15 protein-coding genes are annotated in these 14079 nt (G+C 47.2%); 7 read left to right on the top strand and 8 right to left on the bottom strand.

Annotation, left to right across the window (positions count from 1 at the left end; translation table 11 throughout):
* Positions 1-23 precede the first annotated feature (23 nt).
* Positions 24-416: an acyl-CoA thioesterase gene (locus ACSQ8O_RS32515; RefSeq protein WP_436245077.1), complete on the top strand. Its 393-nt coding sequence runs from the start codon at positions 24-26 to the stop codon at positions 414-416.
* Here ACSQ8O_RS32515 and ACSQ8O_RS32510 read toward each other — a convergent pair.
* The 6 genes from ACSQ8O_RS32510 to ACSQ8O_RS32485 all read right to left on the bottom strand — a co-directional run bounded on the left by ACSQ8O_RS32510 (position 413) and on the right by ACSQ8O_RS32485 (position 5959).
* On the bottom strand, positions 413-1249 hold the full coding sequence (locus ACSQ8O_RS32510; RefSeq protein ID WP_436245076.1) for a DUF2935 domain-containing protein: 837 nt from the start codon (positions 1247-1249) through the stop codon (positions 413-415). The genes ACSQ8O_RS32515 and ACSQ8O_RS32510 overlap by 4 nt on opposite strands.
* Positions 1250-1338: 89 nt before the next feature.
* Positions 1339-2436 (bottom strand): GerAB/ArcD/ProY family transporter, encoded by a 1098-nt coding sequence (locus tag ACSQ8O_RS32505; RefSeq protein ID WP_436245075.1) that lies wholly within the window; start codon positions 2434-2436, stop codon positions 1339-1341.
* A gap of 22 nt (positions 2437-2458) precedes the next feature.
* Complete coding sequence (locus ACSQ8O_RS32500) at positions 2459-2680, bottom strand: hypothetical protein (RefSeq protein ID WP_436245074.1); 222 nt, start codon at positions 2678-2680, stop codon at positions 2459-2461.
* 22 nt (positions 2681-2702) lie between these two features.
* Positions 2703-3872, bottom strand: coding sequence for a Ger(x)C family spore germination protein (locus tag ACSQ8O_RS32495; RefSeq protein ID WP_436245073.1), 1170 nt, complete (start codon positions 3870-3872; stop codon positions 2703-2705).
* Positions 3873-3892: 20 nt separating this feature from the next.
* Positions 3893-5293, bottom strand: a complete 1401-nt coding sequence (locus tag ACSQ8O_RS32490) for a spore germination protein (RefSeq protein WP_436245072.1) — start codon at positions 5291-5293, stop codon at positions 3893-3895.
* Positions 5294-5389: 96 nt separating this feature from the next.
* Positions 5390-5959, bottom strand: coding sequence for a pyridoxamine 5'-phosphate oxidase family protein (locus tag ACSQ8O_RS32485; protein ID WP_436245071.1), 570 nt, complete (start codon positions 5957-5959; stop codon positions 5390-5392).
* A gap of 208 nt (positions 5960-6167) precedes the next feature.
* On the opposite strand from ACSQ8O_RS32485, the gene ACSQ8O_RS32480 reads away from it, so the two are divergent.
* The 5 genes from ACSQ8O_RS32480 (at position 6168) to ACSQ8O_RS32460 (ending at position 10897) form a co-directional block, all read left to right on the top strand.
* Entirely contained in the window at positions 6168-7607 is a 1440-nt protein-coding gene (locus ACSQ8O_RS32480) for a spore germination protein (RefSeq protein WP_436245070.1), read from the top strand.
* Positions 7604-8704 (top strand): GerAB/ArcD/ProY family transporter, encoded by a 1101-nt coding sequence (locus ACSQ8O_RS32475; RefSeq protein ID WP_436245069.1) that lies wholly within the window; start codon positions 7604-7606, stop codon positions 8702-8704. Before ACSQ8O_RS32480 ends, ACSQ8O_RS32475 begins: the two co-directional genes overlap by 4 nt.
* Positions 8701-9807 carry a Ger(x)C family spore germination protein gene (locus ACSQ8O_RS32470; protein ID WP_436245068.1) on the top strand — a complete coding sequence of 369 codons (1107 nt, stop codon included), beginning with the start codon at positions 8701-8703 and terminating at the stop codon, positions 9805-9807. The genes ACSQ8O_RS32475 and ACSQ8O_RS32470 overlap by 4 nt, the downstream gene beginning before the upstream one ends.
* Positions 9808-9935: 128 nt before the next feature.
* Positions 9936-10100 (top strand): hypothetical protein, encoded by a 165-nt coding sequence (locus tag ACSQ8O_RS32465; RefSeq protein WP_157264846.1) that lies wholly within the window; start codon positions 9936-9938, stop codon positions 10098-10100.
* 158 nt (positions 10101-10258) lie between these two features.
* The gene (locus ACSQ8O_RS32460; RefSeq protein ID WP_436245067.1) at positions 10259-10897 is read left to right on the top strand and encodes a DUF3298 and DUF4163 domain-containing protein; all 639 of its coding nucleotides are present in this window, start codon (positions 10259-10261) and stop codon (positions 10895-10897) included.
* Positions 10898-10903: 6 nt separating this feature from the next.
* Here the strand turns inward: ACSQ8O_RS32460 and ACSQ8O_RS32455 are convergent, their stop codons facing one another.
* Both ACSQ8O_RS32455 and ACSQ8O_RS32450 read right to left on the bottom strand, forming a co-directional pair.
* The gene (locus ACSQ8O_RS32455; protein ID WP_436245066.1) at positions 10904-11947 is read right to left on the bottom strand and encodes a TRM11 family SAM-dependent methyltransferase; all 1044 of its coding nucleotides are present in this window, start codon (positions 11945-11947) and stop codon (positions 10904-10906) included.
* Positions 11948-11984: 37 nt separating this feature from the next.
* A complete protein-coding gene (locus tag ACSQ8O_RS32450; protein WP_436245065.1) occupies positions 11985-12875 on the bottom strand; it encodes a LysR family transcriptional regulator in 891 nt (296 codons plus the stop codon).
* Between the two features lie 131 nt (positions 12876-13006).
* Here ACSQ8O_RS32450 and ACSQ8O_RS32445 point away from each other — a divergent pair, with 131 nt between their 5' ends.
* Entirely contained in the window at positions 13007-14077 is a 1071-nt protein-coding gene (locus ACSQ8O_RS32445) for a branched-chain amino acid aminotransferase (protein ID WP_436245064.1), read from the top strand.
* Positions 14078-14079: the final 2 nt, after the last annotated feature.

Below are 14079 nucleotides of genomic sequence, written 5' to 3'. Positions count from 1 at the left end.
TTCAAACAAAGGAGATCACACCTATGGAAACGAAGTTAGCGATCATCGTTCGCTCCACTGAAATTGATGTGAACGGACATGTGAATAATGCGAAATATTTAGAATACCTCGAATGGGGACGCGAAGAGTGGTATGAGGCTTGTGAGCTATCCTACGAGACTTTCAGTGCCCTCGGTATTCAAACGGTGACTGTTAATATCAACATCAATTACCGGAAAGAGTGCAAGCAAGGGGAGCAACTGACAGTGAGTTGCCGCCCTGAGAAGATAGGTAACACCAGCTATGTGCTGCACCAGGAGATTCGCAATGCGCAAGGTGAACTATGTGCGGATGCCCTTGTAACCAGCGTGACGATGGACAGCATAACGCGCAAAAGCCGGGAGGCCCCGGCGGCATTAAGGAAGTATTTTGCTTAATCGGTCTGATTCAGTGAAGGACGCGTTAGCGGGCAACTTCCTAATGGCAGCGCGTCCGGTATAAATGCAGTCAACTTCCGCATGAAATAGCATGACTCTGGAAAATGATGTTCTAGAAATCGCAGCGTTGCTTTCGATAGCAATTGGTCGTTACGGTACTCAACGATGATTCGCTGTACAAAATCATAGAAGGCTTTCACGGTTCCGAGTACTTCCTTAGCGAACTGCGCCTCGGCTGGAAAACCTGGCGGCGTAAAGCGCAGGTAACCTTGCATCGCACGATTTTTTACCATATAGGACGAGAAAATCGAAGCAAACTTATCCGTCTCCATGCCGAGGATACGCTCCACTGGATCCAGCAGCCCATTCAGCAATACGGCATGCCCCAGTTGATCCTCCAGCCATAAATCCAACAATTGAGTCAGCGTTAAGGGCGCAGCGGGAACGCCTTGTGTCCAATACGTAAGTTTCCGTAAATACTCGCGGTTTTCATTAATCGTCCCATTAAAGTAAGAAGGCGTCAGATTCAGATTGACGCGATTCCACAGCCGTAAATGCTGCATGTGGCCTTCTAGCCTACAATAGGCGTCCGCTAGGGGATATACATATCTCGCAAAAGCCTGCATGTTCGGAGCATCCGCTGTATCTAACGGTGATAACCCTTTCGCCTGTCGGATAGCCTCCTGAAATAGCGGGATAAACCTCTCCGCTTCCTGCCACCACTTGGTTTCCACGGGAGATAAATAATCCCTCAGAAAATGCGCATGATCTTCCAGCACCTCGAGCCAAAATAAATGTTCCTCTTGCAAGGATATTCGCCCTTCTTGCGTCATGCTGGTCCCCCCTCCTCCGAACGCCTTTCTTTCATTCAAAATGTATGAGAGGAATTGGACCCATAGACCGCATTACGATTGAGAGACGGTTAATTACTGCGGGTTCTTCGGCTTTTGACCCAGGAGACGATTGGATAGATGAAGAACAGACTCTCTACGAATAGGGCAAAAGTCGCCCAACTGCTATTGAAATATTCCGCCAGCTCTACGGGATTTTTAGCTAAAATAAGTGAAAGCGAGACAACAATAGCCGCCAGCGAGAATGTAATTGGTTTGTAATTACTTAGCGACAGGGCTTGCGAACAAAGCAGCGTCCCTAGCGTAAAAATAATACTTAGCTTAATGAAATAGCCCGTGAACCAGATCGAAACAATGAGCGCATCTGTATTGCGTAGAAAGTCGCCTAAATGCAGGAATCCGGTAAGCTCAAGCGCAGGATACATTAAAGTAGCCCCAAGCTTAGGCCCGAAAAAAAACATCATCAATAGAAATTCTACAAGGAGGATGTAAGTGCCCGCCAAGGATCCAATCCAAATGATTTTACGGTTTTTTTGCTTCATATTTAGCTCCGGGACAATATACGAGAACATAATTAATTCACCATACCATGGGATAATCGCATACGTTTGAGCCCACAGTGCCTTCCAATCATGAATACGCGTAAACTCGTACCACATGGGTGTATCCATAGCCGTAAGAAAAAATAATGGTTTGAACACGAACAGCACGCCTATAAATAAAAAGCACCCCTGTGCAAATCTGAACACAGTTGAAACACCGGATTGGGTCAAAGATGCAACGGTAGCCATAACCAGCACAGCAACAGCGACGGGCGGTGTTTCCCGCAAATAAGTCGGTATGAAGAAGTCGGTAAACTCGCGCAAAATATAAGAGGCCAAATGTAGAAAAAAGAATGCCCACAGAAACAGAATACCCTTATGCAGGTACTTGTTTATGAGGGTACCACCGTACTCACCAAGATAATTCGAGGGTTGGCGCAGCGCAAACCGAAGGCTGAGGGTGGCAATCCCTGTGCCACAGATTGAAGCAAGTACTATGCATAATCCGCCATCAAAGGAGGCCGCACCCGCAAGAGGACTGATGAGAAAGGCTATCGTGGTAGAAAATACGAACACAAAGGTCAAGGCACCCAACTGCAATCCTGTCACTGTTCCACGTTGCTTCACCTTGCCGCCTCCCTGCATATGCCTATCCTTGAATAATGAAGTTTTGAATCGGCTCAAATAGCAATCGAATTGCCTGACTGGGATTTACCCACTCCGGCCAGAAGATACTGATGGTGCCAAAAACAAACGCGACACCGGTAACCGACAGAGCAAGTCTCCTTTCTTTCGGGCTTACGGATTGACGTCGCAGCAGCGATATTTGATAGAACAGGATACAAGCAATACCTATGGTCAAATACAACAAGGACTATGATCTCCTTTCGAATTCAAAGTTTCGCTGAACGGCTTATACCCGTGCTTCGCAAGCCCACATGAACATGAAATTCCGGATCCGTATGTGTAAACATCATCTCGCGGGGGCTTTCCCCCCATTCCTGCCACATCCTGGGGTATTTATATTTCACTAACTCGCTCCACTGAAATACATCAGCCTGATGCTCTTGCGCTTTATCTGCAGCAGATTGAACCATTTGTTTAACACGATCATTCACTGCCGCCTCCACCAATTTAATATTTTCTGTGGAGCTTAAGTTCATATTGGATTCAATGGAAATGAGATCTGCTCTTGCCTGAATAGATACCTGAATCGTGACCCCACTCCCGTTACGAATCGCTCGCGTCCTATGCTTCACATCAATAAGCCTAGCACTGAAAACACCTTGTTTATCTGGGAGTTTCCCCGTAATGATCAATTCAGGAATCTGATTCATCATGATTAAAATGCCCATCGCTTCTTCATTCGTAAATCTACCTATAACGGCGCCATTTTTCATGATGGCTGCGCCTCCAACCCCCGACCACTTCACAGTCTTAGCTTCTGTCAGCAGGTTAAGGTCACGCAAAGTTAACTCCGGAATATAAGAGTCCCCTAAGTTATTCCATTGGGCATATAATAATTCTCGGATTCTGATTGGAGGAATTCGCTTGGTATGCGCTGATTCTCGCCAAATTTCAGTGGGGAACCGCTCAAACACAGATTCTAACTTCGCTAGATTCCTGGCGAGGCCGTTGAAATAAAACACATAGATCGGCAACCTGAAGTCCGTTGCACGAATCAAATGATCAAACAGAGGGGTCAACCCTGCACGTGCGAAACGATCACCAATCACGACGACTTGCATCTGTCCCCACGTAACCGATCTAGGTAACTCCGCCTGAATATGCTGGAGCGCCTCAGCGACATCGGAGCCTTTGCCCGAAATCGATACGAACGGTTTTTGATTAACACTATTCGAATTGACTCCATTAGATATGCGATTTGGCAACATGAACAGCGTAGAAACTTCGGTCTGTCCATCTTCGTTCAAATCAACAAGCATCGTCGATACGAAGGTGCGGTCATTGAGTTCTTGTTTGGACCAGCATCCGGTTAACCCTGTTGGGACAGCCGTAATAAGCACCAGCATAACAACGACACGCTTTATATTTCGCAACATGGCAGCCCCTCCCTGATTGATCAAGGTCGTTTTTTGCTAATCCAATTCGTCCAAGGAAATCGGCCAGCGGCATCCCTCATCTGTTCAGACTTAAAAGGAATGAACGGAGAAAGATAAGGCGTGCCATAAGACTCCATCGATAACAAATGAATATAAATAAAAAAGACCCCAATCAATAATCCGAGAAGCCCAAATATGGCCGAGATAAACAATAGCCCGAATCTCAGGATTCGAATCGTTAAGGTTAATGAGAAATGCGGTACAACAAAGGAAGAAATCCCAGTAAGGGCAACAATAATAACCATCGGCGCACTCACGATGCCAGCCTGAACAGCCGCTTCCCCTATGACAATGGCTCCGACGATGGAGATCGTCTGTCCCATCGTTGTAGGGATACGCTGCCCAGCTTCTCGCATAACTTCAAACGTTACCTCCATAATTAAGGCCTCCAAGATCGCTGGGAACGGTACAATATCCCTGCTTGCGGCCAAAGAGATCAGCATATTATAGGGAAGCATCTCTGGATGGAAGGTTGTAATGGCCACATAAGCTGATGGCAAAACTAAACTAACAGCAACAAATATGTATCGCAGCAGACGGATCCAACTGCTGTAGAAATAGCGCTGATAATAATCCTCCGCCGACTGCATAAACGACAATAAGGTCGCAGGGGCGACCAAATTACTTGGTGTTCCGTCTGTCAGTAACGCCAAGCGTCCTTCAAATAACGAAGAAACCACCACATCAGGTCTCTCTGTATTCAGCATTTTCGGAAATGGAGATATAAGACGTTCGTCTAGTAACTCTTCTAGAAAGCTGCTGCCCGGAAGACGGTCCGTTCGAATCTCCTGAAGTTTCGTTTTAAATTGCTGCACCATATCAGGGGCACAGCGACCATTCATATAGACCAGAAGAACAATGGTTCGTGATTCGCTTCCGATAATAAATTGCTCAACGACAAGATTTTCGCTTTTGATGCGCTGACGGATGAGTGACAAGTTCGTCCATACATCTTCTACGAAGGATTCCTTCGGGCCTCGAATGGTCTTCTCATTCTCAGATACACTAACTTCTCGCTTCGCTTTTTGAGGAAATGGGAACAAGACGCCCGCTGTCTCACCCGAAATACATAGTAAGACATACCCGTCGAACAAGCCTTTTAGCGCTTCTTCTGGCGTATGTGTAACGTTATACGTAGTCGGAAAAAACGTGTAACTCTGAAAAATGCTTTGGAGACGCTCGTCGCTGCGTCCCGAATATGGCAGCAGCAACTTACGCAGTACATGCGTTTGCAGCATCTCCAAATCAATTGCATCCATCATATAGTAAATTGTGCAGATGAAGTCATCCTGCTCAATCCTTTGCGAGACCATGTCTAAACGATCTTGCAGCCTCTCGCGGATCCATTGCGTCAATTCCATATACGGAGCTTCCTTTTTGGTAGTAGTTTCCTCCGACTCGGATGTAATTATGCATCCTAATGACGAATCAAATGGAAATTACCACATGGAGCAGTTTCACATATTGTCTGTGGATAACTTCTCGCCGATCGGTGTCGGAAGTCCGTCCATGCTCGTCATATTTTTCTTCTGCCAATAGGCGTGCAATCCTTCGTCCCCTTGCTTCGCCGCCCAATTTTGCAACGTATTTCGCTCACCTTCATAGGTGTAAAAAGGAACGCTGAATCCGCAGGATGACTTCACCTCGTGAATGTCAACGACCATGATTTGCCGCACCCCTGGCAGCAATTCGAACTTCGGTGCCAACCGATCCCACTCGTCAGATCCAGACAGTATCACACGGCCTTTGCCATATAGTCTTATAATCTTTGGCGGTCCCTCGATAGCCATGAACATGATGGTGATGCGGCCATTTTCCGCTAGATGTGCGCTGGTTTCATTCCCACTCCCTGTTAAATCCAGATAGGCCACTTGATTGGCCGATAGAATCCGCAGCACATCGTGTCCCTTCGGTGAAATATTGACATGCCCTTCCGCAGATAATGGTGCTGAACCAACGAAGAAGATATGTTGCTTGGCGATAAATGCCTCATGCTCCGGTAAAAGTGCCTCGAACGATTTCCCCATGTCGCACTCTCCTCTTTCCATTTTCTTCTATTATGCGCTCCTTATCTCTATTTGTGAAATACATAAATCACTATTATTTCATAGGAAATACCTATAACAAAATGTATCTAAAGCATATCCATCAATTAAATTCTCACCGACAGCTTTTACATATTTATGGAATTTACAGGTTAAAGTAAGGAGAAGTGATGATGAGGGAGGGATACGTGTGAAACAAAATCCATCGATTGAAGCGGCAGAGTTCTATTTCAAACAACTTTTCTCCGAACAGAGTGACTTCCAATCGAAAGAGTTGCTCATTGGAGGAACTGTGTTTAAGCTGTTTTATTTCGACACGTTGGTCGATTCGTCCCTCGTTCAAGATTTTATTCTGAAGCCGCTGTTTCTCCATCCTCAGGATGCAATCCGCGAGGTAGTGTCGATACTCGACTATGCCGAAACGGAGCACTTGGAGGAAGCGGTTCAGGCCATTTTGTGCGGTAAAGTCGTACTCTATCCAGGCGGAGACAGTAAGCTTTACCTGCTCGGGGTGGATTTAAAGAAGGAACGATCCATCAATATCCCGACCAACGAACGGGTTTTACGCGGTGCGAACGAAGCGTTCATTGAAAACTTAGATACCAATATCAACCTGATGCGCAAGCTAATTAACTCTACCGAATTCGTCGTAAAAACATATACAATTGGCCGACTCTCGCGGACGAAGGTCGCTGTCATGTACATCAAGTCGATTGCAAAAACAGCGATCGTAGAGGAAATAGACAAGAGGCTAAAAAGTATTGATCTTGACTATATCGAGGCCCCAGGATTTATCGATGAGATGATCGGGGAGAAGAAATTCAGCCTATTTCCACAACTGCTTATTACGGAACGTCCAGACCGCGCGCGCGCCTATTTAATGGAGGGGAAAGTCGTCATTGGAACGGCAGGGTCACCAGACACGATCATTCTGCCGGTAACATTCTGGTCTTTCTTCCAAAGTCCTGATGATTACCAAGTCAGTTGGCTGCTCGGCACTTTTTTTCGGCTGTTACGCATTAGCTGCCTTTTCATTACGATTGGCCTGCCTGCCGTTTACGTAGCGGTTAGTGCCTTTAATCCACAACTGCTGCCGATCAATTTCGTCAATACGCTGCAGAGCTCACTGAAATTCGTCACGTTCCCACCGGTACTCGAAGCGCTTTCGATGATGTTCATGCTTGAGATTTTAAGAGAAGCGACCATTCGGCTGGCGAGTCCCGTCGGCCAAACCATTGGCGTAGTGGGCGGTATTGTTATCGGAACAGTGGTTGTGCAGGCCAATTTGGTTTCCAATACCATTGTTATCGTAACTGCTTTAACCGGACTAGCCTCCTTTGTCTTGCCTTCTTACGAGATGAGCAGTGCAGTTCGCCTGCTAAGCTATCCTGCGCTCCTTCTTTCCTCGTTGTTCGGCTTGTTTGGCCTCGCATTCTTCTTCATGATGATTTGTATCCATCTGTGCCAGATGACAACGCTGGGACTCCCGTATTATACACCGCCCTTCTCCTTTCGTGATACGAAGGATACGCTGTTTCGGGCACCGCTTTGGAGCACGCGTAAACGCCCGATAGGAGCGGTTTCGAGCAATCACATACGGATCCGGAATCCAAGGAGTTGGAAGCGTTGAAAAAAGAAGAAACCATCTCAAGAAGACAGCTGGTCTCGCTAGTTATTATGGTTCAGCTCGGAACTGAAGTATTATCCCTGCCCCATGTAGAAGCGAGAGTTGCAGGCCATGATACATGGCTGGCTGTCCTCCTGGCTGCTCTCACTGCACAAGTAGGGATCACGCTGCTTTGGTGGCTAGGCAGCCGTTACCCTAAGCGTAACTTCTATACCTATATCCCACTTATTGTAGGTAAACCCATTGGAGCTAGTATCAATTTAATATTTGGATGCTATTACGCCATTTCCGGACTTTTGCTGACAATACTTTATAGCGACATCTTAAAAAGATGGCTGTTCCCACTCACGCCTAGCTGGGTTCTGATTCTCATGCTTCTCCTAGTCTGCGGCTATGCAGCCACTTCAACGTTGAAACAGCTTGCTAATGTATCGCAAACCTTTATGGTCTTCGCTTACATCAGCTTTTTGCTTATCGTATTTAGCGGAATCTACGGGCTAAATGTGAAAAATTTGCTGCCGATTTTACCAGAGGGTTGGTATCCTGTTCTGAAGGGCACCTATTCCGCATTTAGCGCTTATGTTGGTTACGACCTGCTCCTTTATGCTTACCCGTACGTACAAGTACAAAGCAAAAAAAAGCTGCTGCTTTCGATGACGCTAGCGAACGCCTCCACAGCCGTGTTTTATATTGCCGTTTGCCTGATCTGCTCAATGAAGTTCAACTTGAAACAACTTGAGGTTATTCCGGAACCTATTATTTTTATATTAAAAAACTATCGCGTTGATATCTTGCAGAGCATTGACATCTTGTTCCTCATCTTCTATGTATGTATTGTTTCGGCGACGATTTATGTGTATTTCTTTATGGCTGTTAAAGCATTCCTGCATCTACGCAGCAAGGGCTTGGGTAAGCAGCATGTTTGGGTATGGACGATGGTCGCGCTATGTTTCCTTGGAGGTTTCTTCTTAACGAAGCGGAACGACATCTTGCAGATTGCCGCGATTCAGGATTTCGTATCAGTCACGTTAGTCGTCGCTTTGCCCGTCGTTCTTCTCATCATTTCCGGGCTCCGGGGCGCTGGGAGGAAAGAGATATGAAGAGAGTGAGAGTGATATCAGCGCTACTCATCTGCTTACTGCTGACAGGATGCTGGGATCAGTCTCAGCTGAAGAAGCTGCTTTTTGTCGATGTAATTGGAGTAGATTACGAGGGTGACAGCAAGCAGCTTAAGGTCAGCTATGTCATTTCCTCGCTTCAGAATGCCAATCAAGGGGGAGGCAGTCCGAACAACATATTCGTGGAGTCAACAGGCGATAACATCTATGACGCCGTAAGTAAAACAAACAAAGAATTTCCTGGCGTTCTTTCTGTACTGGAAACCAGATTATTTCTAATAAGCACCCGATTCGCCAAAGATCAGCCGCTGAACTATCTGAATATTACCAGCCAATTCATCGCCAATCCGTTATACGGCTATCTGGCGGTGTATGACGGCGATCTTTCGACGCTGCTGAATAAGAAGAAAATTAAAGATCAGACCTTATCGGAATTTCTGGTAGGTTTATTAGAAGAGGAGAAGAAGAGGGGGAAAATCCCTTTAAACAAATTAGTTCAATTTATACTCGGGGGAGCGGGGTTCCTTAACGACTTCGCACTTAATCGGTTCGAGCCTTACGAGAACGGGGTTCGTCTAGCGGGTACCTCCTTGTTTCGAGACGGGACATATACCGGCATCAATCTGGGTGATGAGGATACCATCTTCGCCACTCTTTTGGGTGGCACATCGGGCAAAAACCAGCTGATTACGGGTAAATTGGACGGAAAGAATTACTCGGCGCAGGTGCAGAACGCCCATCGGGATTTCCATATTAACGATAAGGATGGCAGTCTTCGTGACATTGAAATTTCGTTAAATCTGGATATTAAATTAATCGAAGCAGGACTTGACTCTAAAAGACATACGAAAGACATGCTCATAGAATTGGAAAAGCAAATCACAGCTGATATTACGGCAAAAGCGACTAACGTGATTGCAACCTTGCAAAGGACGAATTGCGATTACTTACAGCTTGGACATGAGGTTTCAGCCTATCATCCGAAGCTATTTGGAGGCATCGAATGGTGGCGCGAGCAGTATCCGAAACTCAGCATTAAGCCACAAGTTAAGGTTAAGATTCTTAACACAGGTATTTTGGAATGATGTCAGCAAAAAACTTGCGTCATGCTTGCATATTTTTCCTCCATTCGAAGAATACTTAGTTGGTTGAATCTTAGCTTATGCTTACGACGCCAGTTTTCTGGCGAAAACGTGAAGGAGGTGATTGTACCATGTCAACAACCAACAGTAATGACGACGTAGTAAGTCATGCAATTAATGCGGCTCAGGCGAATGCTGAAGACAGCCAATCCCAGCAACAGGTAGAGGAATTATCTGCTGCGCTGCAAAGTGCAACATCCGATGCTAGTGATGAGGAAAACACCTCACAGGAATAATTCGCTTCAGTTCCACACCAAACAAAGAGCTTTCCCTCACGCTAATCGCGATGTAGGGAAAGCTCTTTATCTTTGGCAAGGGTATGAATTCCTCCATCCATTGAACCAAACGCCCAGTTTTTGAATATGGTGTAGCAAAAACGTTGGGATGATGAAACATGAGAGACATGAGAGACATGGACCAGGACTTGGACTTGGAACACCAACCCGTTAGTATACAAACCTATAAAGTGCTAAAGAGCAAATTAAACCTGATGTACCCCGCTGTTATTCATCTGAATGCCCCTCTGGTACAGCATAAAATCAATACAACGATTGTCAATGCCGTCAACAAGCAGCTGCATGATCAAGGATTCCCGCAGAACCCGGAAACCGATGTGACCGCTTATTATGAAATCAAAACGAATGAACGTCGCGTGCTTAGTTTGTCATTGCTCAATTATGCTTTCTCTGGCGGAGCGCATGGAATGACCATCCAGAATTCGTTGACTTTCAGCACGGAAACTGGGCAAAGCTACACCCTCAAAGATTTGTTCAAACCAGGCAGCGATTACGTCAAGAGAATTAGTGATATCGTTGCCGCCGAGATCAAACAACGCGAAATTCCCTTGTTAGTTGAGTTTAAAGGCATTCGCCCTGATCAAGATTTCTATATCGCAGATAAATCGCTTGTGATCTATTTCCAACTTTACGAACTAGCCGCTTATGTGTATGGATTCCTATACTTCCCAATTTCGGTGTATGAACTCCAGGATATCATTGCGGAAGACGGCCCGCTCGGGAAAATGATGTACTAAAACAAGCTAGACGCAGACGATAATTTGCCGACTGAAATTGCCTTTGTTCACGGTGCAGCGTGAGTCGATGTGAAACCCAGCTTTGATTAAAAGCGGGTCCATCTGCTCGGTTGTAATAATGACCGCGCGCCGCGCTAATCGGCGGGCGGTTTGCAGCATGTCCAGCTTCTCATCCTCCGGCAGAACCGAGCACAGATTGTACGGCATGTCCAGAATCAGCGCATCATAGAGGAGCTCTGGACTGCCTTGCAGGGCCGTAGGATGCGGAACGAGCGTCCGCATGTCGGCAACCTGGACCACATCCGGCATGCCGAAGTGGTCCAGATTCACCCGCGCGCCGCGTACGGCCAGCGGGTTAATGTCGTAACCCACGATGTCGATCCCCATCGACATCGCCTCCACCAGCACCGTGCCGATGCCGCAGCACGGGTCAATGACCCGCGTGCCCGCCACCTCGGGCACGGCGATGTTCACCACCGCCCGCGCGAGGCGCGTCCCCAAGGCGGTGGAGTAGTTCTGTGGCTTCTGCTGATGCTGAAGCCACACGGCTTCGCCGTAGCTGCCCTCGCCGAACAACCACCGGCCTCCCAGCTCCGTCACGGCGAAGTATTGCTCCGGCCTGCGCATCTCGGCCTTACCGCGCAGCCCCAGCCCCAGTTCGCGCTCGACGTTTCGCTGGCGGTCATAACTGACCGCCGTGTCCGTCTCCGCGAACACGACCTTGAACGTTGCGCCGCGCACGGTCAACGTCTTTAGTTCAGAGGCCAGCTCCGGCAGGCTGTCGGCCTCAAAGGCAACATCCATCCGCAGCTTCAGAAACGGGCTGCGGCTCGGCTCCACCCTGCGCGCGCTGACGGCGTAGCGCGCCTCAATCACAGCCTCTGCACCCAACAATGTGCGCAGCTCCAGCTGACACAACGCCTGTTCATCTTCATGACAGGCAAATACATAGACATATTTCCCGCTTTGTTCTAGACTCTTATGTTCCATATTCTTATGTTCCATATTCTTATGTTCGATACTCTTATCTTCCAGACTCTTATGTTCCATACTCATCTGCTCCATACCCTCACTCTTTCCTGCACACTTAAGCAAATTCCTGAATAACCTGCTTCACGAACGTATCCATCGTTTTACACAAAAACATATCTTTCCGATACACAATGCCCACTTCCTTCTGTGGAATGGGATCGATAATCGGGATTGCGCACAGCTTCTGCTCACGCATCTGATCGCCCATGCCCTCCACATAGGATTGAGGCAATATGGCTCCACACACATGATTTTTCGCCATTTGCAGCAAAGATTCGAGCGTGGAGAGCTCCACAATTGGCTTCCAAGCAAGTCCAATCTGCGCACAGCAATCATCCATCATTTGCCGAACATAGAACTTCTGTTGCAGCATCGCTATTGGAATCTCGGTCAACTCCGCCAACCTGATCTCCCTCACCTGCTCTTGGGCAAATGCATGCTGAGCCGACACCACAAGTTGAAGCTTCTCTTGGTATAACGGCATACATCGAAGCTGCTCGTCCTCCTCAGGCAAAAAGACAACACCCACATCCAACTCATTGCTCAGCAGCTTTTCTTTCGTCTCTTCCGTTGCCAACTCCATCACCGATAGCTCGATTTTGGGATAATTGGCATGAAACGTCATGATTGTCGCCGTCAGCAAATGATTCCCTGAACAGCCGATTCGCAATCGTCCGCGCTGCATGCCTTGGAGCTCATTCATTGCCATCTGCGCTTGCTCCAGCTCATGAAAAATATTCCGGCTATGCTTGCGTAAAATCTCGCCCGCTTCGGTCACATAAATCTTTTTGCCGATTCGCTGAAAAAGTGGAGAGCCCACTCGATCCTCCAGTAATCGGATCTGTTGACTAAGTGTAGGCTGACTAATGCCCAGCCTTTCTGCTGCTTTGGTGAAGTGCAGTTCCTCGCACACCGCCAAAAAATACACCAACAATCGATAATCCACCTGACGCCCCCCGATCATAGCTATTAACTATGATAGTAATTGATAAATCGCAATTGATCAATGATTGCGAATTTTCTATAGTTAAGGGTAAAAGATTGTGAGAACCCTCAATAGGAAAGGTGGCACAACGTATGTACGGAAGCATTCGCATCGAACAAAATGTAAAGGGCAAGCCCCTGCCTAATTTAGACGAAAACCTGGGGTTTGGAAAACTATTTACAAATCACATGTTTATGATGGATTACGAAGAAGGCCAAGGCTGGCATGATCCGCGCATCATCCCTTATGGTCCGATCTCCCATGATCCCGCGGCGATGGTTTTCCACTATGGGCAAGCCGTTTTCGAAGGTATGAAGGCATTTCGCACCGAGAATGATGACGTTGTTTTATTTCGACCAGATCAAAATGCTAAACGTTTGAACCGCTCTAGTGAACGTCTCAGTATCCCGCAAATAGATGAGGAATTCGTTGTCCGTGCCATTCAGGAGCTAGTTCGTGTTGATGCTGCTTGGGTGCCGAAGAAGAACGGCTCCTCCTTGTACATCCGCCCTTTCGTTATTGCAACGGAAGCGATTCTAGGTGTCCGCCCGTCTATGCAGTATTCCTTTATCATCATTATGTCGCCTGTTGATGCTTACTATGACGAGGGGCTGCAGCCAATTAACATCCTTGTGGAAAGCTATTATGCTCGATCCGTGCAAGGCGGGACAGGCAATGCCAAAGTAGCCGGCAATTACGCAGCTAGCTTGAAGGCACAAATGCTGGCCAAAGAGAATAACTGCGCTCAAGTTTTATGGCTCGACGCTATTGAGAAGAAATATTTAGAAGAAGTCGGCAGTATGAATGTCTTTTTCAAAATTAACGGTGAAGTCGTCACGCCTAGCCTAAGCGGCAGCATTCTCGAAGGAATCACGCGTGGAAGCATCATCCACCTGCTGAAAGAATGGGGTATCCCTGTTTCTGAGCGAAAAATTTCAATCGATGACATCGTTAAGGCTCATGCGGATGGAACGCTGGAAGAAGCATTCGGCACCGGCACCGCTGCGGTTGTATCGCCAATTGGCAGCCTACTGTGGAACGGTACACCGATGGTCGTCAACCATGGAGAGATCGGTGAGCTTGTCGAGCGACTATATACAACGATCACCGGTATTCAAAGTGGGAAGCTTACGGACACGTTCGGTTGGTTGTTGAAGGTTTAAAA

The organism is Paenibacillus sp. LjRoot56 (assembly GCF_964253335.1).
GTDB lineage: Bacteria > Bacillota > Bacilli > Paenibacillales > NBRC-103111 > Paenibacillus_E > Paenibacillus_E allorhizoplanae.
Note: the sequence above shows the minus strand (reverse complement) of the source record. Positions and strands in the feature narration are given on the sequence as shown.

Bases quoted from the DNA above. Each gene is read 5' to 3' on its own strand.
- ACSQ8O_RS32515 (WP_436245077.1), top strand. From the start codon at position 24: ATGGAAACGAAGTTAGCGATCATCGTTCGCTCCACTGAAATTGATGTG.
- ACSQ8O_RS32510 (WP_436245076.1), bottom strand. From the start codon at position 1,249: ATGACGCAAGAAGGGCGAATATCCTTGCAAGAGGAACATTTATTTTGG.
- ACSQ8O_RS32495 (WP_436245073.1), bottom strand. From the start codon at position 3,872: ATGTTGCGAAATATAAAGCGTGTCGTTGTTATGCTGGTGCTTATTACG.
- ACSQ8O_RS32490 (WP_436245072.1), bottom strand. From the start codon at position 5,293: ATGGAATTGACGCAATGGATCCGCGAGAGGCTGCAAGATCGTTTAGAC.
- ACSQ8O_RS32485 (WP_436245071.1), bottom strand. From the start codon at position 5,959: ATGGGGAAATCGTTCGAGGCACTTTTACCGGAGCATGAGGCATTTATC.
- ACSQ8O_RS32470 (WP_436245068.1), top strand. From the start codon at position 8,701: ATGAAGAGAGTGAGAGTGATATCAGCGCTACTCATCTGCTTACTGCTG.
- ACSQ8O_RS32465 (WP_157264846.1), top strand. From the start codon at position 9,936: ATGTCAACAACCAACAGTAATGACGACGTAGTAAGTCATGCAATTAAT.
- ACSQ8O_RS32460 (WP_436245067.1), top strand. From the start codon at position 10,259: ATGAGAGACATGAGAGACATGGACCAGGACTTGGACTTGGAACACCAA.
- ACSQ8O_RS32455 (WP_436245066.1), bottom strand. From the start codon at position 11,947: ATGGAACATAAGAGTCTGGAAGATAAGAGTATCGAACATAAGAATATG.
- ACSQ8O_RS32445 (WP_436245064.1), top strand. From the start codon at position 13,007: ATGTACGGAAGCATTCGCATCGAACAAAATGTAAAGGGCAAGCCCCTG.